Raw genomic sequence first — 24,258 nt, 5'->3', positions numbered from 1 at the left:
AGTTAACTATGAGCACAGTAACCGCACGAGTTTCAGATGAAACAGCATCAAAACTTGATGCACTTGCCAAGGCCACGAATCGCAGCAAGTCCTTTCTTGTTGCAAGCGCGCTTGAGCGTTTTCTTGAAGAACAGGCATGGCAGATAGCCCAGACGGTTGAAAGCCTTGAACAGGCCGACAGAGGCGAATTCGCGACAGCATCCGAAGTAGAAGAAGCTTTCGGAAAGTGGGGATTAGAGGTTGAAGCTGACTAGAATCAATTGGACAAAGAACGCAATCAGAGATCTTAATTCTATCCGCCGCTATCTAGCCGAGCAAGCTGACGAAGAAGTCATGGAATCCGAAGCGAAACGCATATGGGACGGTTGCCAGCGATTAAAACAATTCCCAGAAAGTGGTCGTCCCGGTCGAGTTCCAATGACACGAGAAGTTGTTATCTCACCTTACATCATCCCCTACCGTATTCAGGGTGATGCTGTGGATATTCTAAATATTTTCCATTCTTCTCAGAAGTTTTGATTACGAGTAGCAAGTTCGCTCCTCTCACACCTTTCGCTCAAAATATCGCTTACATTCTGTCAGCTTCATTTCTCAGATCAAAGCCCAAATTCCCATCTTACCAAGCTATACGCCCTGCTTATACCGGACGTATGCTTGGTTTAGCTATTCCATGAGAAATTGAAGCAACCTTGATATCCATGGGTAGTATCCACATTGCTTTTGCCCTTGTTTGCGGTGAATGTGGCGCTTATTCGCCGCACAATTTGCGGTGATTGTCGAGGGATTTAAGCAATGACAGCTAAGTAAAGTCTGATTTAAATTTAAAAAAATCACAATATGTAAAATTTTTAATATTTTTCCAAATAATATTCTGCAATTCTAATCGAGTTCCGTATAAATAAGTCAAATCCCCAATCTTCTCTAGGTGAAAGCTCAACACTACCAACACACGGGGTATGTACATCTTCAGGACGGCTAAACGATCCATTATTATAATGCATTTCTCTTATTTGTTTGTTGAAATATTCTGCCCCAGAATAAAGAATATAGAACAACAAAACGGGGTTAGGCCCCCCTGATGTCTGACCTAATCCATGTACATATTTCATAACACAAGATGGTAAATAATTAGTAAATGCTCGAGTTGAGTCTGTGTACTTAGCATCAAAAACTAGTAGTTTCTTATCTTTTGGACTATTCTTACTATACAACTCAACAACAAAATCTGGACACCGATGAGAGTGTTTACTATCTCTTTTTCTTTTTGCAACCCGATCCTCCAAGGAAGGATTCCCATATGAAACATATCTCCATCGTTCTGTATGGCAAATTGACTCACTTGAGTCTAATGATTCTTCTGAATAGAATTTTTTTTCATAGTATAAGTTTATAACAGTACTATTTTTAGCATATGAGAGACACAAATTATTTATTGTAGAACCAAACTCATCTGTCTTCACAGGAGTATAGCCTGCATTTATAATAGCATCATCAAGTCTATGAAAACAATATGTCTCATATATTTGGTCTATTGATTTGACTCCTGAATACGCATTTAGTTTATTCCAACTAGGAGTACCTAATGAATGCCAAATCGCTATTTGCTTGAATATTCGCAAATAGAATGGATTTTTTCGTGCTCGCGAAGTAAAAATAGGCGGGTCAGAAATACCTTTACTTGTATTTAAATGCCTTTTTATTGCTTTTGCATGCATTTGGTAGGAAGACAAAAGCTCATCAGACTTCTTAATGTATGTAGAAAAAATTTTCCTGTTTTCTTTTTTAAGAACCTGATAAAGCGGGATTCTAGTTCTTTTGCTAGTCGCATCTTCTCTGTCGTGTAAATGAAATTTATTTTTAAAATTATTTAAAAATACAGTAACAAGATTTATGTATCCTAAAATTACTTGATTCTCATATATATCTGTATCTTCTACTAGCTTATTTTGAACAATTTCTGAAGGATAATAACTTTGACCATAAAGATTTACACTTTCAGGAGATGATTGGGTTGGTTCAAATACGTCTAAATTTTCAATCAACCATTCGAGACTAGCTCCATCAAAAAAAGTAGAATGAGTTGTTCGTGTTTGTACTTGAACCGGAATAAGACGAGAACATGGAGACCTTATTATCGTCGGTAAGGTTCTTTCAAGTATCTGTAAACTCATTTCAGCTTCACGAATGAAAAGTAAACAATCCCTTTCACCTTCAGCTCCTATCTCCATTTGTCCGAGTGAACATACTGCCCAAATATTATCTGATTTACGGCTAACCAGATATTTCAGCATATGAATTAAAGTTTCTTTAGATAATTTTCGCCCGATAACGTCAATTGATTTGAATCTAGCTGTATAACTGCTATTATCAACTGTATACATAGCTGTAATATCAACTTCGCCAAACAAATTGCAAAAGAGTGGAATTGTTCTAGGAGTTGGAACCCATTTATGACAGACAGTGTCATCACTAACCAAGTATGACTCTGATGGATGTAGTGCTATATCTGTCAAATAAAGAGTAAATTCTCGGTATGCAATCGGTGCAACTACACGAATTTCAATCTTTTCATCTTCAATTAACTCAAATCCTGAATGCTGGCGATCCAATCTATCTGAATCGATTAAAGGAATCTCATACAATGTCGTCTTAGTTTCAAAATTCCAAATTTCTAACTTGATACTCATAAGCATTACTCAAAATAAGAGTACGAATGATGATTGCGCTCCCCTCGAACAATGATTTCATCAAGAATAGCATGAGAAAATGGGTATCCTGTCTTAATCTCTTCACGGAAAGAGATTAGTCTTTTCCCAAAATTAACCCCAAAGCCTTCGATTATCGGGAGAATAAATTGTGCTATGGCGTAATCTAGGGGGTCATTATCATTTGGGAAAAGCTCGCGAGCGACTGTACAGTATCGCTTCATGCTAGCTAATTTTCTGTGGCTAAGAAATATTTTTTGACTTCCTTCTCCATCTCGTCCTGAGAGCTTTTTCGCTATCTCGGTAAGCATATCAATTTCTTTTTGAAGAAAATGTGCACCTGTTTTAGGAACCTTAAACATTGATTCAAAATTCTCGAATAAAAGTGCCTGACTTACAATTTCTGATTCTTCAAAATCAATGTCATTATCTTGAGATGGGTTTATTGGCTCTTCAGAAAATCTAATAATTGGAGCTCGGTCAATGAGTCGCGGAGAGAGTCGTTCTGTTGTATTATCATTGTTAATTGTAGCAATAAATCTAGTAGAACATCCGACAGAAATGTTATCTTCGGGAGTTCCTCCGAAGTCAATATCATGACAAACTTCTTCATCACACATTGGCAAAAAATCTGCCCAATAATGCTCAATTGGAGATAAGTTTGCCTCGTCAAGCAAAGCAATTCTTAAAGTCTCTTTCAAATGAGCTTTAGGCTTGAGAAATTGAGAAAGGCCTGTTCGTGCAGGCTGAAAAGAAGAATTTAATGGATTAAAATACCCCAAGATATCTCTTTGTGATGTCCATCCGCGAGCAACAGAAATTGGTAAAAAAGTTCCAGTTTCTTTCGATAATCCCAGCGCTTCTGCTAAAAAATATGCTGTAGATGTTTTTCCGCATCCAGGAGAACCTGCAAAAACAACTAAAAAATTGTTAGCAATTGATACAATGTAGTTAACGAGGGATGTGAAAGAAATGTCGCGTTTGTAATGATCTTCAATATAGTTGGCTAAAAAATTAATATAATCCTTAGGAGAAAATTCATCTTTCTCATAAGTACTTATATTAATGGATTGATTATCCTTACTAGATTGCATAGATAGTTGATTAAATGATCCATGAATTACTTCTAAGTTTAACTTCAAATCATGCAAAGCCTCTGGAAGACGGGAGTCCTTAAGTTTTTTTTCTTTGCGCTCCAGTTCCTTAATATGTTCCTCATAATAGGTTGCTTTTTTTTGCAAATCTTCAATGTTAGATGTTAACTCAAGCTCTTGTGTCTTTTGTGTTATTGTATCAGTTAATTCAGTAATTCTTTTTTCAGATTTTTTTATTTTATCTGCAAGAAATTCATCTTTCTTTTCAACATCTTGAAGAAGCTTATCCTCTAATTCATTTTTGTTTTGACGTGCAATTGCGATCTCATTTTCTAATTCGCTCTTTTCCTGTTTAAGACCGTGCAACTGCTGGCGCAGATTAGCCTCTTCTTTATCGAGTTTACTTTTCAAAAAGTCTAACTCTTTACCGAGTAAATCACTTTCATGTTTTTGAACATAATTCTCAAGAGCAGCCTCGTTAGAAAGAAGAGCTCGCCTTAGAGCCGAATCCCAAAATTCATCATGAACTTCAATTTCATTAAGAAGATTAATTAATCGTTCTCTTCTGCTATGATCAACACTATCTAACTCTGTACTTAAAGCCTGCAAAGCCTCTTTCCACGACTTTAAAGCCTTTCTCGATGGTCTGTCTTCGCGCTTTTCAACAAGCTCTCTTGCCGCTCCCCATTTCAAAAGGGCTTCATCAGAAATAAAATCTTCTTGATCACAAGCAATATGTTTGTAATTTTTTTGAAAATCCTTGATATAACATCTCGTTTCTCCATTAACAGTGAAGTATTCCAATGCATCGTAATCGGTCGATATCTCATATGAAAATTTGTAAACATGATTAGCACGTAGCCCAGGCAGGTTCACGCGTTCAGAAGGTCTTACTTTGTATCCAACATCATCTTTAGCCATCTCAAATGGCCCAAGAATGGTTTCATTATCACATAAAAATATGTTCTTGTTATTAAATTCTAAAGTGACATATGGTGAATCTGCTGAAGGTAATTCAGTAACGTCAAGGATCATATTAAGCTCTAGAGGAGACAACGGCTCAACGTTAAGATTATTATAGTGCCGTGTCGTAGTCCTATATTTTGCTTCAGACTCTAATCTTTGTTCTTTTTCTTGATAAAAATGGACCTTGAATAAGTCGCTTTCGGAAAAGATATTGTCAATGTCATCCGTATAACCACCTGCAACAAAAATTTCACCAAATGGAGGAAAGTAATCTACTGGAATTTTTTCATAATTACCTTCTTGAGTTACAAACGCGACTGGCACAATTAGTCCAGCATCGGGATTTGTTTTTCCTTCCTTTTTGAAAGCTATCACTGGTTTAACAAAATCATTTGGTGCCATATATAAAAACCTCTAACTTTTAAAGAATGATCAACAGAACAACAACAGCAGTGTTCTTATATTTGTTGGAATGATTTTTCAACCCGTTATTTACATTAGTCAGGCTAAAACTATCTTGCCAATCAGCTCTAGCCATAAAAAATCAAACTAAAAAGTTTCACCACGAGTACCCACACGAGTACACCAATTTCCAAAACTTAAAAAATCAATACATCACGGAACTATACACCTTCAATTTGATGTCCCCCGCCTCCACCACCCATTTGAATTAACCCCGTGCAATTTATCAGAATTGCACGGGGTTTTGTTTTTTCATCCAGGTAATGGGCGGAAAGTCTCTAAAGCGACAATCCACTATAATGCTTCTCGAAGCTGCTCAATCAGGCTTTTGATCTGCTCAAACTCCTCAGTCTGACCAAGTTCCTCATGAACTTCAGCCAGCTTCTCAAGTACCCCCAGAGCCGCTTCATGTTCAATTTGTTTCAACAACACCCCGGCATAAAGCTGGCCGACCGCAATAATACCATCCACGCGTCCAATAGAGAGTAGGATTCCAAAAGAACGCTTAAGTAGAGGTAAGGCCCGTTCTTCATTTTCCCTTGCAAGATAAATTTGAGCTATATCAAAGCAAGTCGACGCAATGCCATCTATACTTTTTCCTATTCAGTCCAGCGCAGTTCACCGGGCAGAACCCTGATCTCAAGAAATCCATTCCGGTGAACTTCATCCCTGACAGCATCCCACAGCCCATTTCCCTTGAGCCAAGCAAGCATTTCATTTCCAAGCTCCTTGTAGGCGTCAGCTCCGGGCTTGCTTATATACAAATTCTGGTAGGCTTCACGCCACTTTTCCAAAAGAGGGTATTCTTTATCAAGAGCAACCGGACCGCTTGCTCCATTGCCATGAGCAATGACATTGTCCCCTGTTTTTTCAAAATAAGGCCTAGTCATCTTTGACCTTCCTTTGCTCTTCAGCGATGCTGTTGGTCAGATCTTCCGGCTTGGCTTTTTTCAAACTGACGGAAACGCTGCCAATGACAAAATTAACATAAAAGTCCGGGACATTATCCTTAATCTTTTCAACATATTCAATGACCTTCTCAAGCTTATTGACTACGTCAAGCCGGGTAGCAAGATCCATTGAAGCGACTAGCGCAGGCGGTATGGCCAACCCAATCAGGATACACTCCACAAGACCTTTTTCCTTGTCATCGCCTTCAACTGCATGCTTAGTTTTACTTCGTACAGGCTCGCCACCGAAAATTTCCGCCAAAGCAATTTGTATATTCTCAGCAGCCAACTCAGCGCCCGGACCTTACTATATCACTGAATACGGGGGGTCACACGAGAACATCATAAATTACACCCAAAAAAGCCCGGTCTTTTATACGAAAGACCGAGCTTTGTTTATTTAACTCCTGTTAAATAGAGAACCTTTATCCCGAACACATAAAGACAGAACTACCCTGTACACACCTTAGCTTATCAGCCACTACCTTGCACTTAGCCTTAAAGGCAAAAAAGACCGGACGATTGGAACGCTCATAAAGTGCCTCAAAATTACCCTGCCCTTTGCTGAGCACGATGTCGGCAGAATTGTATACTTTTAGCAATTCAGGGGAAGCTTGGTCCATGATCGTCCCGAAGGTCGTGCAACCGGAAGGGATAACCCGACAAATTTTATCCATACCCACAAATTCTGCATCTTCCATTAGAGCATCGTTGAGGATAGGTGCGCTGCGTACGGCGTATATAACTTCAACACCACGCTCTACCAACTGTTTTACCAAAATGGTATCCAACGCAATTTCACCGGCATTATCACCTAAGACAAGCACTTGCGCTCCGGGCGTAAGCAATGTTTCCAATTCCTGCATAGCACCATCCATGAATGAAGTATCATTCTCCCGATCAAGTGACACCTGCCAATCGAACATTTCCGGCGGACCATGATCGATATAATTACCGATAATGGACACATTCATGGCCACGCGCAATGAATCATTAGCAGCAGCAACCAGTTCGAATACTTCGGGGACCGATTGCATAACCATACGGTTGGCATCACGTTTGATCTCTGCGTAAGGATCGTTATTGCCGAGAATTTCATATCCCAACGGATATAACTTCTGAGCCCAATGCGGAACGGTCTGCTCCATGGACAATGTGTTGAGTTTCGCGGCCCACTCATGCAGAAGACGCTCATGCTTTTCCGGCTCTTCCGGCGCGGCGATACGAGCCATTTTCAGCCCCTGCGATAACAGGCAGACCTGACAATCAAGATGGGGAATCATTACTAACTCACTATTTGTTCAGACTGGAACAGGACATCCGTTATATCTTTTCCAGTAAAAGCGGGAGAAATTCGTTTGCATCGGCTACGACCATCACATCAGCAATATTCTGGATGGGGGCATCAGAATCTGTATTCACCGCGATAACATATTTTGATGAACGAGCCCCGGCAGAATGTTCAACCGCTCCGGAAATACCACAAGCTATGTAAATCGTAGGCTGAATCGACTGCCCGGTTATGCCTATCTGACGGCAGTGCTCCACTTCCTGAGCATCAACAACCGGACGGGTGGCAGCGTATTCGCCGCCCAGCTTAGCAGCCAGTTCTTTAATCTTGGAGAGCGACTTGTCATTCATCACCCCCCTTCCGGCTCCAACAATAACCTCAGCCTTGGTAAGGTCTACGAAGTTTTCATCCCCTGCTTCATAGCCGATAAACTCAATTTTGCTATCAGCTTCAACCTGTATGGGAATAATTTCAACGTGTTTGCTATTTCGTGCTTCAGCGGAGAAAGCCCCGGATTGGAGGGTAAGCACTGTACAGCCTTCACTTAGAGAAACTTCACGATGCAGCTTCCCGTTGTATACCGGAACAACCAGCTTTTCATCCCGATATCCGGCCACGCCGGAAACACATTCAGCATTAAGTGCACATGCAACACGCGGAGCTAAATCCCAGCCGTAACTGGAATGCATAAAAACAACCATATCCGGCTGTTCAACACTGACAGCTTTAAGAATGGCTTCTTTGTGAGTTTCAGGTGTGTAACCTTCGGACTCCAAAAGATAAAGTTTTCCATTAACCGAAGGCAATTGATCACGAGTTCCAGCCATGAACATGACCGTTTCCGCACCCAGCTGTTCAGCAAAGGCGGTAAGTTCGCTGAGCCTCCCGGAGACAACTTTTTCCCACTGTTCAACAATCAGCAGTATTTTCATCATTCCCCCTGCTCCATAGCCAGACGCAATTTGAGAATATCAGCCACATCTTCGGAGACATATTCAACAGGGCCGTCCAGTACTAGGCAATCTGTTTTTTGAGGAACGACAAACCGATTCTCTTCATTAACTGGCAGCTCAAACAAATCCCCAATCGCAATGGTGTTCAGCGGCTTCTTCTTAGCCTTCATGATATTTGGAAATGTAGGATAGCGAGGCAAATTCAGGCCGGACTGACAAGTTATAACTGCCGGGGAAGCAACGGAGACTTTACAACGTCTTCCCTGCTCCTGTTCCCGTTTGAGCACGAAACGATCCTGTTCAATTGAAAAATCAATTACTCCGGTTACAGCAGCCATGGAAAGCATTTCGCCCAGCATGGGACCGACCTGCGCATTGCCGAAATCTTCAGATTGCAAGCCGCAGAGGATCAGATCGTAACCTTTATCTTCAGCATAGCTGACGATGGATTTGGCTATTGTAGAAGGAGTTCTGACAGCAGAAGTCTCATCAAAAATATGTATCCCCCGGTCCGCTCCCATTTCCAAGGCTTTACGCACAACGGCCTCGGCCATTTGCGGGCCAACTGTCAGTACATCAACAGTTGATGCAACCCCCTGATCTTTGAGCAGCAGTCCTTGTTCAACAGCGTAGGTGTCATATTTATTTATGCGCCAGACAAGGTTGCTCTCATCAAGAGAGCCGTCGTCCTTGAGCGTGAAACGCGCATCTAAATCAGGGACCTGTTTAATGCAAATTAGGATTTTCATGGAAAATGCCTCCGGCGGCTTAAATCCTTTTACAAAAGGGTTTAAAAAATCCCAAAACCTGTTATTAGGCTTTGCCTTTTCATAAATTTAATTTGTTAAATAATATCAGCTAATACTTCTGCTATATCACGAACTTTCATACCGGAATTCCCAGTCTGCTTCATGCCCTCTTCAAGAGTGGTCAGGCAGAATGGACAGCTGGTTACCAGTTGATCTGTGCCGGTAGAAGCTGCCATTTCTGCACGCTTTATATTCATCTTCTTGCCCCTGAGAGTCTGAGCAAGAAAACGCCCGCCTCCAGCTCCGCAACAGAGAGCCTTCTGATGATGCTGGTCCATCTCGCTCAATCGTCCGCCAGCGGCCATGATTAGATTACGTGTAGGGCCGTAGATCTCATTATGACGTCCAAGATAACAGGGATCGTGATAGGTGCAGGAAAACTTTTCCGCTTTGATTTTCAACTTACTCTCGACCAACAGCCGCTCAAGGTATTCGGTATGGGAAATGACTTCGGCTGTGAAACCGAAATCGCGATAATCTTTATTCAGGGTGTTGAAACAGTGCGGGCAGGTGGTAACCACGGTATTGATACCGTATTTCCTGATCCGGCGGATATTTTTCATAGCCAATTCCTGAAAAAGATACTCGTTGCCCAGCTTACGGGCAGGTTCGCCGCAACACTGCTCCTGCTTGCCGAGAATGGCAACATTTATCCCGGCAGACTGACAGAGCTGAATAAAACTGCGGGCAACATTTTTACTACGTTCATTGTAAGAAGCATAACAACCTGAAAAATACACCACATCCGCTGTAGGCCTTGCAGACAGGTCGATAACATTCAGTTCCTCGATCAAGGAATCACGTATGGAAGGCGAACTTCCAAAAGGGTTACCGGTCACTTCAATTCTCTCCATAGCTTGTTGTACTTCCGGCCCCGGAAACTCTCCTTCCATTAAGGTAATATTCCGGCGCATTTCTACAATCCTGTCCACATGGACAATTGACACGGGACAAACTTCCTCGCAGGCCAGACAGGTGGTGCAGGACCAGATTGCATCATTACCCACCAACCCGATAATTCCCTCCTGCGGGGAATTAAAAGAAATTTCATTTATCTTTCCCACAATCCCCATGGGTGAAAGGGGAATCCCTATATTAAAGGCCGGACAAACTTCGTCACAACGACCGCATTGAGTGCAGCTGTCCAGCTCCAGCAGATCTTTCCAGTTAAAGTCATGGACATGCGCGGCGCCAAATGTCTCAACGGACTCATCCGCAAGATTGAGGGGGACAAGGGCCGCTTTGGGTCCCTGCTCAGCGAGAAATGAAGTTGCACTGGCGGTCAGCATATGCTTCATGGCTGTGTAAGGAATCAGCCCTATAAACCCAAAGGCCAGAACTGCATGAACCCACCAGAGCACCCTATGCAGGGACAGCAGCCCCCCCTGTCCGATCCCCTCAAAAATCAATGCTAACGTATACCCTACCGGAGACCATAGAGATTTCACACTGTTCATCTCTGTAGAGGCCACGCGCATTCCCTCAACCGCAAAACCGGTCAGAAATACAGCCAACAACATTAATAGAACGGCTATTTTGCCAGTTCTACACTTCGCATCTTTGCTCCGAATCCTTTTGGCTAAAAAATAGCCCAATGCCCCAGTTCCGATCAATCCACCAAGATCAAGAACCAGCGAGAATAGTCCGTAAAAAGACCCTTTCAGAAATTTGATCCCGAAAACAGGTTCACTCAGATGGGTCTGCAAAGCTATCAGCAGGCTTCCAACCATAAGAACCAGCACAGACCAGAACAGCGCCCTGTGAAACTTGCCGCTGAAACTTCCCCGGGCAACTTTATTTTGAAAAAGAACACCCGCCAAATTGCGGAGCATTGTTTTCCCTTTCAAGCGGCGGCCGAAGGGGCGCCCCTTCCTGTAAGTAGTTACAAGACGGGTCACCCCTTTAACCGCTACAGCAACTGCAAGCAGTAAGAGGAAGAACATGAGGAACAGGGAAAAAAACTCAGGTCCTGTGTTCCAGTATATTTCACGGCTGAAATCCATGTAAATTCGGAACTCCTTTTGGAGGAAGCTTTGGCAGTGTATTTAGAAAGAACCGCAGGGAAGGGAAGAACCCTGCGGCCCTTAATTTACATATTAAAGATCAAGTTTACCGGGGTTCATGATGCCGTTGGGGTCGATGGCTCTCTTGACACGCTCAAGGACTTTCCAGCTGGAACCGAGAGTGTCTTTTACATAAGGCAGACGAGCCAGGCCGCCACCATGGTGGTGGGAAAGGCAGGCGCCATGCTTTACGCAGATGGACATGGCCACATCCCAAATTTCGAGCATTTTCTTCTCAGCGGTAGCATCATCTTCTTCCTGACCAAGCAAAATGATGTACAGGGAGGTGCCCTGGGGATAAACATGGGAGAAATGACCGAGAACTTCAGCTGCGTAAGGTTTTAGGGCTTCCTTCAGCTCGGTGTAAGTATCCATGATGCCGTGCCAGAAGTGAGCGATTTCAATGGTCTCGGCAAGTCCGCCCTTACTCTTAAGCAGGTTCTCAACAGTGGAGAAATCGTAACGGCGACCGCGCCATGCTTCAACTGCATCGGGACCGATCTTCCTGCCACCGAACTTGGCGCAGATATCCATGCATGCTTCATATTCAGCCTTAGCAACAGCTTCAACTCCTTCGAAACCGAGGAACATGACGCACTTGTCAAAACCCTTATCCTGCATGGCATGCTTTGCTTCTTCGAAGTCATAGTAGCGAACCAGAGCGGGTTTAAGACCTTCGCGCATGATCAGGCGCATGACGTCCACACCATCCTGTACGGAATCAAAGGTGATTGCTTCGAGAATGCGGTCATCAAGCAGGGGAAAGATTTTCAGGGTTACGTCGGTAACAACACCGAGGGTTCCTTCAGAACCCATGAAGATGTGGCGAAGATCCGGCCCCATGGCTGCGCGGGGAACATTCATGGTCTCAATGATCTCACCGCCGGGCATAACTGCTGTGTAAGTAACCACGAGGTCTTCAATGCCCCCGTAACGGGAGGAAAGCTGTCCCATTGCGCGGGTGGCTACCCAACCGGCAACAGTGGAACGATCCAGAGACTGCGGAGAGTGGTTCAGGGTGTAGCCGCGTTCGTTCAGTTCAGCTTCCAGCTTGTGGCCGAATTTACCGCACTGAACTTTGACCATCAAAGAATTCTCATCAAGGGCAACAACATCGGTCATGGCAGTAGTATCAAGAGCGATACCGCCTTTTGCAGGCAAAGCCTGACCGGTTACACTGGAACCGCCACCGTAAGGAGTTACAGGCACTTTGTTTTCATCAGCCCATTTAAGGATCTGGCTGACTTGCTCGGTGCTGTTAGCTTTAACTACAACATCGGGACCGAACATGCGCTTGCCCTGATTCTTCCATTTGAAGCAAGCGGGCCAGGTGTCGTAGCTGTGATCCATGATGGTTTCTTCATCGGTAAGCACTGCAGCTGCGCCAATGGCTGCCTTTAGGCTGTCGATCCATTCAGGGTTCTTAGCAGGTTTAAAGTTTTTTTCAGTCTCAGCAATAAAGTTCACGAGGGTATTTCTTCTGGCATTCATTTTATAACTCCTAATTTACAAAATCATTTGTTCCGGGTGCGCAACGGTTTGCAGCAACCCATTGTGAATAATTATTAACTTCTTCCCCTGCCTGTTCTGCTGACCAGCCAAGGTATTTTGCCATTTCATCAGCGACGGCGGAGGCAATAGAGAGGCCTCCGTCACGCCGCCAGTAGAAGAGTGAGGCCCTTCTGGTAAAAAAGTCGGTTATGGTTCGAGACATTTCATATTTAACTGCGTAAATGACTTCAGCCCTGATCACATCGTAACCGCCCATGTCTTCGGCACAGGAAGGATCGTCTTCGATCATCTGAGCCATGATCAGCGCGTTTCCGCCGTAAAGGGAAAGCAGACGTTCCTTCACTGCTTCCGGCAGATTCATGGAAGCAAGCTTGGCTTTAGCAGCGTAGGTCTGCCCTGCATCCCCGCCGCTGACCGGAACTTCGTGGGTATTGCTGGCCGGGATGTCCTTCATGCCGAAGGTCTGACCAAGCAGTTCAACAGCTTTATCCACCACCTGAAGTCCCATGACCCTAGCGGTGGTAAGCTTACCTCCGCCGATGGTCAGCAGACCTTTGGGACTAACAAAGATTTCATGTTCACGAGAAACAGCGCTGGCGTTACGGGAATCATCAGGCGCGATGAGCGGACGAAGTCCGGCCCAAGTGGCGATGACATGCTCACGGGTTAAATTGCGGCCCGGAATTGTATGATTGGCAACTTCAAGCAGATAGTCTATGTCTTCATCAGTGGCGGTAACATCATCCAACGGTCCGTCGTAATCAGTATCGGTGGTACCGACATAGACCAGATCACCGTCCAGTGCGGGAATAGGCCAGACCACGCGATTATCACCGGGAGCACGCAGGAAGACTGCATGGTTCAGCGGAAAATCTTCCTTGCTGAACACTATGTGCACGCCCTTGGTGGGACGCAGTCGTTTGTCGGCAATACCCTGCTCCATGTGACGGATGGTATCCACCCAAGGGCCGGTGGTGTTGACGACCTGCTTGGCGGAAATTGTTCCCACTTCGCCGGAAAGAACGTCTTTAATTTCCACTCCGTTGATGCGCCCGTTACTCTCAGTAAACCCGATAACTTCAGCATAGTTGGCGACATGCGCTCCGCCTGCTGCAGCACCCTTAATGGTTTCAATGGTCAGCCGGGCATCGTCAGTAAGGAAATCGTAGTAGTAGCCGCAACCTTTGAGGCCGTTGGAGTTGAGATGGGGTTCCATCTCACGCAGCTTTTTGGCTTTAAACATCTTGTGACGGCGGATGGAAGGTGCGCCGGAAAAAAAGTCATAAAAAGTCAGTCCCAGATTGAGCTTAAGCAGACCTTCGGGATAACCTTCATACTGCAGGTACATGAAAGGTCTGGGATGAGAGAGGTGCGGAGCAAGCTTGAGCATGAGTTCGCGTTCCCGACAGGCCTCGCGAACCATACGGAATTCATAACTTTCCAGATAACGCAGTCCGCCGTGAAGTAATTTGGTGGAGCGGCTGCTGGTGCCCCATGCGAAATCATTCTTTTCAACTAACGCAACTTTCAAACCTCGAAGTGCGGCATCCCTTGCTGTTACAGCTCCGGTGATTCCGCCGCCAATGACTAGAATGTCATAGGTCTCGTTGGCAAATTGCGCGATGGTAGTTCTTTCCATTGTAAAAATCCTAAACGTTAAGCCACCTTGGTTAATTGTTTTTCTGCCGGAAGCCGCGTGGGAGTGATGTCCGACTCCCGGCAGAAAAACATGGTGGTGGTAATGTTGTTGCGAGTTAGTGGATTAAAGGTCTTCGTCCTTGGCCCAGTTCATAGCCCTCTTAACGGCCCGACCCCAGTTGCGATACAGACTTTCACGTTCTTCACTGCTCATTTTAGGCGTGAAAATACGGTCAACTGTCTGATCGTCAAAGCAGGCCTCCGGGCTAGGCCAGTAGCCCACAGCCAGTCCGGCCATGTAAGCTGCACCAAGGCTGGTGGCCTCAGTAACAGAAGGACGGACAACTTCTGCATCAAGCATGTCTGCCTGAAACTGCATGAGGAAATTGTTTGCAGAAGCGCCACCGTCAGTAGCCATCTTCTTGATTTGCACACCGGAATCTTCCTGCATGGCGCCGATAAAATCTTTCATGGAATAAATAATACCTTCGAGAGTAGCCCTGATCAGGTGTGCACGAGTAGTTCCGCGAGTAATACCTATGATCATACCACGGGCGTAGGAATCCCAGTAAGGAGCGGAGAGTCCGGCCAACGCGGGGACAAAGAAAACGCCGCCGTTGTCATCAACAGACTTGGCAAGTTCCTCGGTATCCGGAGATGCGGGGATCATTTCCGCGCCGTCACGCAACCATTGCACTGCAGACCCGGTAACTGCGGAATAACCTTCTAGACCGTAGGTGGTTTCGCCATTCATGCGCCATGCGATGATGGTGTTCAGGCCATTTTTGGAGATTTCAGGCTTAGTACCGATGTTCATGTCAACAAAAGACCCGGTTCCGTGAGTCACTTTCAAAGTACCCGGCTCAATACAGCCCTGCGCAAAAAGTGCAGCGTGCTGGTCGGCTATAGCCCCGGTAATGGGAATAGGCACACCGAGAAAGGATTCATCGGTCATGCCGTAGTCACCGGAATCAGGCATTACTTTAGGGAACATGTTCAGCGGCAAGCCGAGGAAGTCCAGCCATTCGGAATACCAATCATCTTTGTGAAGGTCATATGCTCCGGTTACAGAAGCATTTGATGCGGAAATAGCGTGGGTCTTGCCACCAGTGAGCTTATAGATCAGCCATGAATCAATGGTACCGAAGGCAAGATCGCCCTCTGAAGCACGCTTGTTGAAGCCTGCAACATTATTCTTCATCCAGTGCAGCATAAGTGAGGAATAAACCGGAGCCATGGCCCAACCGGTCTTGCTGTAAGTTTTATCTGCCCACTCGTCACGAATCTCTTCCACATAGTCAGCGGTACGGGTATCCTGCCAGACAATTGCGCGGGAGATGGGTTTACCTGTACGTTTATCCCAGACGATCGTAGTCGCACGCTGGTTGGTGATACCGATGGCTGCAATCTGTGAAGCCTTCAGTCCTGCCTTTTCAAGGGCTTTGCGGGCCATGCTGCGAGTTGCACGCCAGATTTCTTGTGCATCGTGCTCCACGCGGTCCGGAGCGGGATGATGCTGTTCAAATTCAGTATAGGCCTGCGCTTTGATTTCACTGTTACGGTTGAAGATAAGCGCCCGGGTTCCGGTGGTACCTTCATCAATGACCATTATATATTTTCTTTCCATCTCTTTATCCTCTTTTAAGTCAGTTATTTCGTACTATGACCATATCCCATTTAGAACGGCATGGGTATTTTGTAGAGGCCGAGATTTCCGCAAATCAAAGATAAACTGGTCACTGCGGCAATGGTACAAGCCGGAGGATCAATGTGGGTGTCTCCATGTACATGAAACGTATCGGCGAAGAATTCACCGAGCACAGCTGCGATCATGGCAAAAATAGTACCCATGAGAATACTGCCACTGGATGCGGTTACGACTGCAGCAATAAGAGTAATATGATGGGTTACAGGAACCTGAAGGCCGAAAAAAAGGAAAGCGAGGCTAGCTGCTGAAATAGCGAAGCCGAATACAACGCCTCCGTTATCAACACCGATGGCGGTGGTCAGGTAAGCGGAAAGGGCTCCGGCTCCAAGCCCGATGATCAAGCGCTGACCAATGCTACTCTGCCAGGGCACCCATTCTGTACCAGGTGTAGGCTCATATCTGCTGGAACCTTCAGCAACATGACCGAACACACCATTACCCCAGAGAACCCGGACTATAATGCCGGACACAACAACTGAAAGAGCTATAGTGTCGGTCCAAGGGAAATTAACCAGAGTGAAGCAATAGTTTAAAAGATAACCGACTATACCGAAAATTCCGCCGATAAGCAGAACATCAGGCTTGTTGAGGCCCATCATGGGAGAAACAATATCTTTACCGCCTCCTTCGAGAACACCTTTTTTGGCCGCGTAAGCCGCTGCAGCCACACCGGAAGCAAAACCACCTACATGAGGGCCGAATGCTGCACCAAGGGGAACACTGAGCAAATCCGCGCCGGTTGCCTGAGCAGCAACACCAACCAAAATAAGGATACCTACAAAAACAAAGGCTGCCAGCCCGCCGATCGCGGCACCGAAAATCCCACCAGCAAAAGCTACCAATAAACTTAAAGTTTCCATTCTTCACCTCTTAAAACCAACTCTTGTGCCAATTCCCATACAGAGTTGAAACTCTTTCAAAATTTCAATTCTGCCTGCAATCCGTTTTCCTGACCTTCACGGACCGCTTCCGCATTGACTGACAGCTAAAGTATGATTTATCTTTTAAAGTTCAGAAGGCGCACCTCTCCTGTCGAATCTGCTCGCAGACTTCAGGTAATGTGATCTGATTTTCTGTTGCAGCAGAAAAACTGATCAGTACGCTTTCGTTTTCCCAAAGCCAGACAGCAATGTCTGGCTTCCCTTTTTTTTAAAGTTTCCCTTTAAGTTTCCTCCTTTCCTATTTTACGAGAACAACAGTCAGTGAATAACTGTCTCCCCTGTTGAAACACCTAGCATATTTCAAGGGTCTACCCTCTTCAGAGTAGAGCACTCTTTCCCCGTAAAGGACAGGACTGCCTGTTTCTGTTTCAAGGATTTCGGCAAGTTCCTTGTCGGCTAATTGCGCTTTCAACTTCTCAACAACATTGGCCAGACCGAAGCCTATATTCTCGATCAGCTGCCAAGTGTGTTGCTTATCTAGAGCAAGGTCGGCTGTAGGGAGGTCGACCAGATTCGGAAATAAGGAAAGCGGTAAGAAAGCATCGTGATAGGTGATGGGGGTTCCGTCCATATAACGTAGGGTGGTCAAACGGATAAGCTCATCACCGACTTTAATCTGTAAAGCCTCGGCCTGAATTTCATCGGCCGCAACAATCTCTCGCTTAAGCAACTTTGCGGAGGGGGCATGTCCTTCCATGCGGCAGGTAGCGAAAAAATCGGTCAGATGGGTATGGTCACGCTGGAAAGGTGACTGACTGACAAAAACACCTACTCCGTGCCTGCGGTAAACCAGTCCGGCATCAACTAACCCGTCAATGCTCTTACGGATGGTCATGCGGCTGACCCCGAACTGGGCGGCAAGATCATGTTCCGGGGGAAGCCGATCGCCGCAACGCAATTCACCCGAGCGTATTTTAGCACTAATGTGTTCCCGGGCTTGAATATATCTGGGTATTCCTCTGGTATTCAATTGCATTATGTCCTCACCAAACAGTGGTTAAATATCAAATCAGATAGATGTCTATACATCTGCTTGTCTTGATGTCTATACATCTCCTATAAAACAGCCTGTGTCAACGGGTTTCAGCGATTTTAGGCGCTTTCTCAAGTTGTATATCCAGCCCGAAACCGGACATTATTCAAAGATTTCAGGGCGGTCAGGACTTCAGTTTTTTTAAATTTATTTTGTTGTCTAGTTTAAGCAAATTTGAGGTAGCATCAATTCATAAAATCGTTTTTTTAAATATCATGCAAAGTGAAAAACCTAGCACGCGCAGGCTCATATGTTACCTGCTTAGAGGCGTTCATATGGGCGAGATACAATACTTGAGCTAAGTCTGTAGACGTTGCTGTAGAACATTCTTGGACGGTAGTTAAATTATCCCTGCCTTCTCAACCACTATTATCTCGTAAAACAAACCTACTCTTGCACTTGCCGTAGCAATAAAAAAATATGCCTCATATGCCTTTTGACTTACTTTTGAGATACATATCCAACCAGCGCTTCATTTCCCAAATCATATGCGAAATGGATTCTCGGCCATAATATGAGTGGCCTTCATGCGGAAGCAATACTAATCGGGCTGTTTTGCCCAATCCGGCCAAGGCCTGATAGAAGCGGATCGACTGCTCAGGATATGTTCCGGCATTTTGATCCTGTTCTCCATGAATGAGAAGAAGAGGGTTCTTTATCTTTGATGCATGGTTAAATGGAGACATCTTTCTGTATAAATCCGGCTTAAGCCAATAGTTGCGATGTTCCCTCTGAAATCCAAAAGGAGTCAAGGTGCGGTTATAGGCTCCGCTTCTGGCGATGCCGGCTGCAAATAGGTCACTGTGCGCCAATAAGTTGGCTGTTGCAAAGGCTCCGTATGAATGCCCGCCGACAGCAATTTTATCTGCAGCAGAAACCCCCTGTTTAACAAGTTCCTCAACAGCTGCTTGGGCATCCATTACCAATTGTTGAACGAAAGTATCGTTCGGGTACGTACCGTCTGAACCGATAATAGGCATTGTCGGGTTATCCAGCAGAGCATACCCCATGAGCGGCCAATACATTCTGGATTTGCGCCCCAACCTGATAAATGAGTCATCCTGATTGATTGCTGCTTCTGCTTTTGCGCGTGTCGTATATTCTCTAGGGTAAATCCAGATCAATGTCGGAAGCGGACCGTCTTCTTTAGTATACCCCGGAGGAAGGTATAAATCCCCTTCAAGCCTTACGCCGTCTACACGATTATAAACCAGACGTTCTTTACGAATCTGTTCCAATTCCGGAATTGGATGCCCGAAGTTCGTTACATTTTCTACTGATTTATTTTTTATATTACGCAGCGCAAAATTTACTGGAGAATTGAAGGACTCTTTCTGAACAAGCCATGTCTCTGCCTTGTCGTCTATTGGGCGAATCGGCTGTTCCTCAATATCGCCTGCTCCTTCCCAGATTACAAAATCCCTACCTGATTTAATGTCCAATGAAAGCAGGACATCACGTCCTTTATATTGTGGAGCATTGCTGCCAAACAGATATATCTTCCTGCCATCTTTGGAGGTTCTGTAGGTCCCGAACGGCTCGCTTTTGGATGTTGTCAGAAGAGAGAACTCAGGGGCTAAGTAGTTACGCCAATGTTCCTTAATTTTTTTAGGCTTCAGCCCCCCCGCTTTGGTGTTTACAGTCCATGAGAGACTCTCCCCGGTATCGGGGTCTACTGATGAGATATAAACAAATGGGGTTGCTCCCCAGCATGCCTTTTTAAATCGGGATGGAAGCTGTGCCATTGACGTAGGTTCTCCCTTGAACGGAGCAGGCAGAGCGAAAAGTTCATCACGAATCTCGACGTCCACACGGGGATCACCTTCATCTTTTGCTTCTACCCACCAGACTGTATCAGGCTCACTTACGTGCCAAGCAGAGTGTCTTGCCCCCTTTCGAACACCCCATCGGCCAAGGGGGATTCCGGCTGCAAGAGGTAAATCATCAATCAAACGTACGGTTTCTCCATTCATATTGAGAACTTCAACCCTGCAAGGGAAACGATCATACGGGAAAAGGTATGAAAATGGGCGATGAATAGTTTCAGTTAAGAGGTAAGAGCCGCTCGGTGAAATTTGCACACTCTTAAATAATGCGGGTTCAGCAATACCCCGGGAGCTACCGTCAAGTGCAAGGGAAATTAAGCTGGCTTTCGCCATGTATTCAAACAAGAGGGTTTCGTAATAGTTCTGCAATAGGTTTTGGTACGTCCTTGCAGGCTTTGCTTTACCCTCGGAGTCTGAAATATGTGGCCCGAAACGGAGTTTCGCTACGTCAGGCTTATTGGCCCTGTGTTCAGGAACAGTCAGACAGAGAAGACTCCTACTGTCCGGATGCCAGAGATACGGTGTTGTAAGGATGTCATTAAGCGCCACCTCGGCCAGTTTGCGGGATTCAAAAGTTTGAGTGTCCACGATCCAAAGCTCAAGTTGGGATTCCATGTAGACAGCCATAGCAATATACTTACTGTCCGGAGACCACTGAATATACCCGACTGTCCTGCCTTCCGGAAGATTGGTTACTTTTTTTACAATGTTTGTTCCCAGCTCGTAAACTTCAAGACTGCCAGTAGTAGTCAAATTCCATCTGGTATTGCTTGTGGGATTAATCAGGATTCCCGCCAGACCGAGGTTGGGTTTAGCCAGCACCTCAACAGGTGTCAGAGATCCGTGTTGAAGAACTAAAAGATACTTACCATTAGGACTGACAAAACCAGCAGGGGGATCTGGAACCTCCATTATGTCAAAAAGATCTTGAGATATATTTTGATATTCAGATTTCTCAGCGCAATTAGAATTAGCAGGCCAAATAACAAACACAGTTGCAATAAAAGAGATGATCAAATAGAAAGAGTATCTTGTATACATAATGAGTTTCATTTATTTAATTTAGATAGTTTTCCATATCGATTTACTTTGATACAAAATTATCTTCATTGAGCAAAACATTTTTTTCACCAAGCAAAAGAGTTAGGGAATGATATGAATCGTCTTATCCTTGTTGCCGTGATTGTTATTACCTTTTCATTTATAGGTTGCGCACATCAAAACAACCCTAGTCCTAAAATGGAAAGTCCATTGAAGGCAAAAGAAAATGCGCCTAAAAAAAAGCACAGCAAACCTGTGGGCCTCCCTGTTATTGGACAAATGGAATATGTGGTGATTGTTGAAGCTAATATGAAATTGGCAGCCCGCATTGATACAGGAGCTACTACTTCATCCATAAGTGCCACTAACGTAAAAAGATACGAGAGAGACGGTGAAAATTGGGTCCGTTTTACTATCACAGATCCAAGGTCAAAAAAATCAACAGTGCTGGAACGCCCACTTGAACGTGTTGCTTCTATAAAACGCCATGGAGCAGAAACTCAGGAACGGCCTTCCGTCATGCTCAATCTTATCTTGGGCGATATCAAAGCCAAGACAGAATTCACTCTCACTGATCGTTCCAAATTTGAATTTCCAGTCCTGATAGGCCGCTCTTTCCTTGATGATAGAGCCGTTGTGGATGTAAATCAGGAATACTCAACCTCTCCGCTGAAATAATCATGAAAGACAAAAAACAACTCCTATTCCTTATCGCGATTCTATTTCTCCTTGGTTTCGGCTTAACAGCCTACAAAATCATCGGACTCGGATTTTCTCTTTCTCCTGACGAAAAAACTACTGTCTGGACTATTGAAGCTACCATTACTTATGAAGCTGACGGTGGTCCGGCCGAAATTTCACTTAACCTGCCGGACAATCATGAAGGGCTTGTGGCTGTTTCCGAGGCTTATGACACTCCCGGATACTCATATGAAATTGTTCAAAAAGGTAAAACCCGCCGGGGGGTCTGGAAAGCCGCAGATGTTCACGGCTCCCAGAAAGTATATGCCCGTGCCAATATATATAGGCGCGACCAAGGTTCCGGCGAACTTGTTGAACTGGAGGATTATCCGGGCATACCCCTTATTGATACACATAAAACCGCCGCGGATCTGCTTATCAAGGAGGCAAAGTCAACGACGGGAGGGCATACCATTCTTGCTCAGGAAATTCTCCGCCTTATGAATGAGCCGGAACTGAACGCTCATGCTGCGAGACTTTATGAGCTAAAGGAAGAACATGGAGGGGCTCTTGGCTTGGTCCGTTCCGTGTTGTATCAGGCTGGCTTGAAAGCCCATGTGGTTAAGGGCACCGCTCTGAATTCAAAAGGAAAGAAGAAAAAGCTAAGGACCTATCTTGAAGTCCTTGACGGTTCTCATTGGGTTCTATTGGACCCGGTAAGAGGAACAGTTTTAAATTCAGATGATTTTCTTTTGTGGCAGCTTGACGATGAATCTTTGTTGGAAGTTACCGGAGGAACCAATTCCAAAGTTAAGTTCTCTTCTATGCAAACCAAAATTCTGGCCAATCAGGCTGCAATCAACGCAGGCCTTGGAAAACAAAAGTCACTGTTTGTGGACTTTTCAATCTATACTCTTCCGATCCAAGCGCAAAATTCATTCAAACTACTGCTGCTGATTCCCTTCGGCGCTCTAGTCGTCGTTGTGATGCGTAACCTTGTCGGCGTAAGAACATCCGGCACTTTCCTGCCCATTTTAATAGCATTGACATTTTTACAGACCTCACTGCTTACCGGTCTGATTCTTTTCATTTTGATAGTCAGCGTGGGCTTGGTGCTTCGGTCATATCTGAGTCACCTTAACCTGCTTTTGGTACCGAGAATATCGGCCGTGCTGGTCTTTGTAATCATTATTTACCTAGCCATCTCGGTCATCAGCTACAAGATGGGCAGTGATATCGGGCTGCTGGTCACTTTCTTCCCGATGATCATTATTTCATGGACCATCGAAAGGATGTCTATCCTCTGGGAGGAAGAAGGCCCCAAAGAAGTATTGATACAGGGAGGCGGCTCACTCCTTACAGCGAGTATTGTATACCTGTTGTTGATAAACAGGATGATCGAGCACCTGACTTATTCATTCCCTGAACTTCTGTTGGTGGTTCTGGCCATCATTCTATCCATCGGCAGCTATACCGGATACAGACTGAGCGAACTTCGCAGATTTGAGCCCTTGGGGAGGGAATAGCTGATGCGCTTTATTTCTCCGGGCAAGCTGAAGAATCTTGGAATTGTAGGCATGAACATGCGCAATGTTCGCCATATTGCCGAAAACAACCCAAGACATCTGTACCCCCGCGTAGATGACAAGCTTAAGACCAAACTTCTTGCGGAATCTGCCGGCATTGCCGTCCCAAAGCTGCTGGGCGTTATGCGCGTCCAGAAACACGTCAAGCAAATGGTTTCGTTTCTGGAAGGCCAGCCGGATTTCGTGATCAAGCCGGCTAAAGGCAGCGGAGGAAAAGGAATTCTCGTCATTACAGGACGCGATGTAGATGGATTTGTCACCCCAAACGGAAAGGTTATCGGCGAAGCGGAGCTACATCGGCATGCGTCAAACACCTTAAGTGGTCTTTTCAGTCTCGGCGGTAATCCGGATGTAGCCATGATTGAGGAAATGGTAAAATTCTCGAATGTATTTGAGGGATTTACCTATCAGGGCGTACCCGACCTGCGAATTATCGTTTATAAAGGCTATCCGGTCATGTCCATGGCCAGATTATCCACAGCCAACTCCGGGGGAAAAGCCAATCTTCATCAGGGAGCTGTCGGAGCAGGAATTGACATAGGAACTGGCCGCGCTCTTCTGGCTATCCAGCACGGACTTCCTATTGAGCATCATCCTGACACAAACAAGAAATTGTCAGAGCTTGCAATTCCTGATTGGACAGAATGCTTACGGCTTGCTTCAATGTGCTATGAAATGACCGAACTGGGCTACCTTGGTGCAGATATTGTTCTGGATGTAAATCGCGGTCCCTTGATTCTTGAGCTTAACGCACGTCCGGGGTTAGCCATTCAGATGACAAACGGGCAAGGTCTTCAGCCCCGAATTGATGCTATCAATGCCGTTGCCGACGGCAAGGCTTCAGCTCAAGAAAGAGTGGCATTCTCCATGAAAGAATTCGGCCTAATGTAGTTAATCTCAGATTCTTAATAAAAAAAGGGTTCCAAGCGTGCTTGGAACCCTTTTTTTATTGTTTGGATGTCTAAATTACTTGTGCCCCCCCTATCCAAATATCAACGT

The 24,258-nt window shown here is 45.1% G+C and carries 20 protein-coding genes; 5 read left to right on the top strand and 15 right to left on the bottom strand.

Translation table 11 applies throughout. The features are described from left to right. The first annotated feature begins 8 nt into the window (after nt 1-8). Nucleotides 9-254: a CopG family ribbon-helix-helix protein gene (locus ACO05Z_RS08900; protein ID WP_319760068.1), complete on the top strand. Its 246-nt coding sequence runs from the start codon at nt 9-11 to the stop codon at nt 252-254. Further along, entirely contained in the window at nt 241-519 is a 279-nt protein-coding gene (locus ACO05Z_RS08895) for a type II toxin-antitoxin system RelE/ParE family toxin (RefSeq protein WP_421901824.1), read from the top strand. The genes ACO05Z_RS08900 and ACO05Z_RS08895 overlap by 14 nt, the downstream gene beginning before the upstream one ends. 329 nt (nt 520-848) lie before the next feature. Here the strand turns inward: ACO05Z_RS08895 and ACO05Z_RS08890 are convergent, their stop codons facing one another. From ACO05Z_RS08890 to ACO05Z_RS08820, 15 genes are all read right to left on the bottom strand, one after another. Continuing rightward, complete coding sequence (locus ACO05Z_RS08890; RefSeq protein WP_421901823.1) at nt 849-2,687, bottom strand: hypothetical protein; 1,839 nt, start codon at nt 2,685-2,687, stop codon at nt 849-851. 5 nt (nt 2,688-2,692) lie between these two features. Beyond that, entirely contained in the window at nt 2,693-5,167 is a 2,475-nt protein-coding gene (locus ACO05Z_RS08885) for a hypothetical protein (protein WP_421901822.1), read from the bottom strand. Between the two features lie 354 nt (nt 5,168-5,521). Next, nucleotides 5,522-5,653, bottom strand: a complete 132-nt coding sequence (locus ACO05Z_RS08880) for a hypothetical protein (protein ID WP_421901821.1) — start codon at nt 5,651-5,653, stop codon at nt 5,522-5,524. Between the two features lie 173 nt (nt 5,654-5,826). Continuing rightward, on the bottom strand, nt 5,827-6,117 hold the full coding sequence (locus tag ACO05Z_RS08875; protein WP_421901820.1) for a hypothetical protein: 291 nt from the start codon (nt 6,115-6,117) through the stop codon (nt 5,827-5,829). Then, a complete protein-coding gene (locus ACO05Z_RS08870) occupies nt 6,110-6,466 on the bottom strand; it encodes a hypothetical protein (RefSeq protein ID WP_421901819.1) in 357 nt (118 codons plus the stop codon). The genes ACO05Z_RS08875 and ACO05Z_RS08870 overlap by 8 nt, the downstream gene beginning before the upstream one ends. Before the next feature lie 136 nt (nt 6,467-6,602). Then, the gene (locus tag ACO05Z_RS08865; RefSeq protein ID WP_421901818.1) at nt 6,603-7,460 is read right to left on the bottom strand and encodes a damage-control phosphatase ARMT1 family protein; all 858 of its coding nucleotides are present in this window, start codon (nt 7,458-7,460) and stop codon (nt 6,603-6,605) included. A 40-nt stretch (nt 7,461-7,500) separates the two neighbouring features. Continuing rightward, nucleotides 7,501-8,403, bottom strand: a complete 903-nt coding sequence (locus tag ACO05Z_RS08860) for an electron transfer flavoprotein subunit alpha/FixB family protein (protein ID WP_421901817.1) — start codon at nt 8,401-8,403, stop codon at nt 7,501-7,503. After that, nucleotides 8,400-9,170, bottom strand: a complete 771-nt coding sequence (locus ACO05Z_RS08855; protein WP_421901816.1) for an electron transfer flavoprotein subunit beta/FixA family protein — start codon at nt 9,168-9,170, stop codon at nt 8,400-8,402. Before ACO05Z_RS08855 ends, ACO05Z_RS08860 begins: the two co-directional genes overlap by 4 nt. Nucleotides 9,171-9,265: 95 nt before the next feature. Beyond that, nucleotides 9,266-11,233: a heterodisulfide reductase-related iron-sulfur binding cluster gene (locus ACO05Z_RS08850; RefSeq protein ID WP_421901815.1), complete on the bottom strand. Its 1,968-nt coding sequence runs from the start codon at nt 11,231-11,233 to the stop codon at nt 9,266-9,268. A 93-nt stretch (nt 11,234-11,326) separates the two neighbouring features. Continuing rightward, nucleotides 11,327-12,784, bottom strand: coding sequence for an FAD-binding oxidoreductase (locus tag ACO05Z_RS08845; protein WP_421901814.1), 1,458 nt, complete (start codon nt 12,782-12,784; stop codon nt 11,327-11,329). Nucleotides 12,785-12,794: 10 nt separating this feature from the next. Beyond that, nucleotides 12,795-14,444, bottom strand: coding sequence for an FAD-dependent oxidoreductase (locus ACO05Z_RS08840; RefSeq protein WP_421901813.1), 1,650 nt, complete (start codon nt 14,442-14,444; stop codon nt 12,795-12,797). A 123-nt stretch (nt 14,445-14,567) separates the two neighbouring features. Next, entirely contained in the window at nt 14,568-16,070 is a 1,503-nt protein-coding gene (glpK, locus tag ACO05Z_RS08835) for a glycerol kinase GlpK (protein WP_421901812.1), read from the bottom strand. Nucleotides 16,071-16,120: 50 nt separating this feature from the next. After that, complete coding sequence (locus tag ACO05Z_RS08830) at nt 16,121-17,011, bottom strand: hypothetical protein (protein ID WP_421901811.1); 891 nt, start codon at nt 17,009-17,011, stop codon at nt 16,121-16,123. Nucleotides 17,012-17,330: 319 nt separating this feature from the next. Then, the gene (locus ACO05Z_RS08825; protein WP_421901810.1) at nt 17,331-18,068 is read right to left on the bottom strand and encodes a GntR family transcriptional regulator; all 738 of its coding nucleotides are present in this window, start codon (nt 18,066-18,068) and stop codon (nt 17,331-17,333) included. A gap of 482 nt (nt 18,069-18,550) precedes the next feature. Next, complete coding sequence (locus ACO05Z_RS08820; RefSeq protein WP_421901809.1) at nt 18,551-20,992, bottom strand: prolyl oligopeptidase family serine peptidase; 2,442 nt, start codon at nt 20,990-20,992, stop codon at nt 18,551-18,553. 114 nt (nt 20,993-21,106) lie between these two features. Here ACO05Z_RS08820 and ACO05Z_RS08815 point away from each other — a divergent pair, with 114 nt between their 5' ends. From ACO05Z_RS08815 to ACO05Z_RS08805, 3 genes are read left to right on the top strand one after another with little or no spacing between them, the layout of a single operon-like run. Then, the gene (locus ACO05Z_RS08815) at nt 21,107-21,670 is read left to right on the top strand and encodes an ATP-dependent zinc protease (RefSeq protein ID WP_421901808.1); all 564 of its coding nucleotides are present in this window, start codon (nt 21,107-21,109) and stop codon (nt 21,668-21,670) included. A gap of 2 nt (nt 21,671-21,672) precedes the next feature. Then, the gene (locus ACO05Z_RS08810; protein ID WP_421901807.1) at nt 21,673-23,199 is read left to right on the top strand and encodes a UUP1 family membrane protein; all 1,527 of its coding nucleotides are present in this window, start codon (nt 21,673-21,675) and stop codon (nt 23,197-23,199) included. A gap of 3 nt (nt 23,200-23,202) precedes the next feature. After that, nucleotides 23,203-24,150, top strand: a complete 948-nt coding sequence (locus tag ACO05Z_RS08805) for an alpha-L-glutamate ligase-like protein (protein ID WP_421901806.1) — start codon at nt 23,203-23,205, stop codon at nt 24,148-24,150. Nucleotides 24,151-24,258 lie beyond the last annotated feature (108 nt).

The sequence above is a fragment of the Maridesulfovibrio sp. genome (genome assembly GCF_965230075.1).
Lineage (GTDB): Bacteria > Desulfobacterota > Desulfovibrionia > Desulfovibrionales > Desulfovibrionaceae > Maridesulfovibrio.
This window is presented reverse-complemented; position numbering and strand designations above follow the sequence as displayed.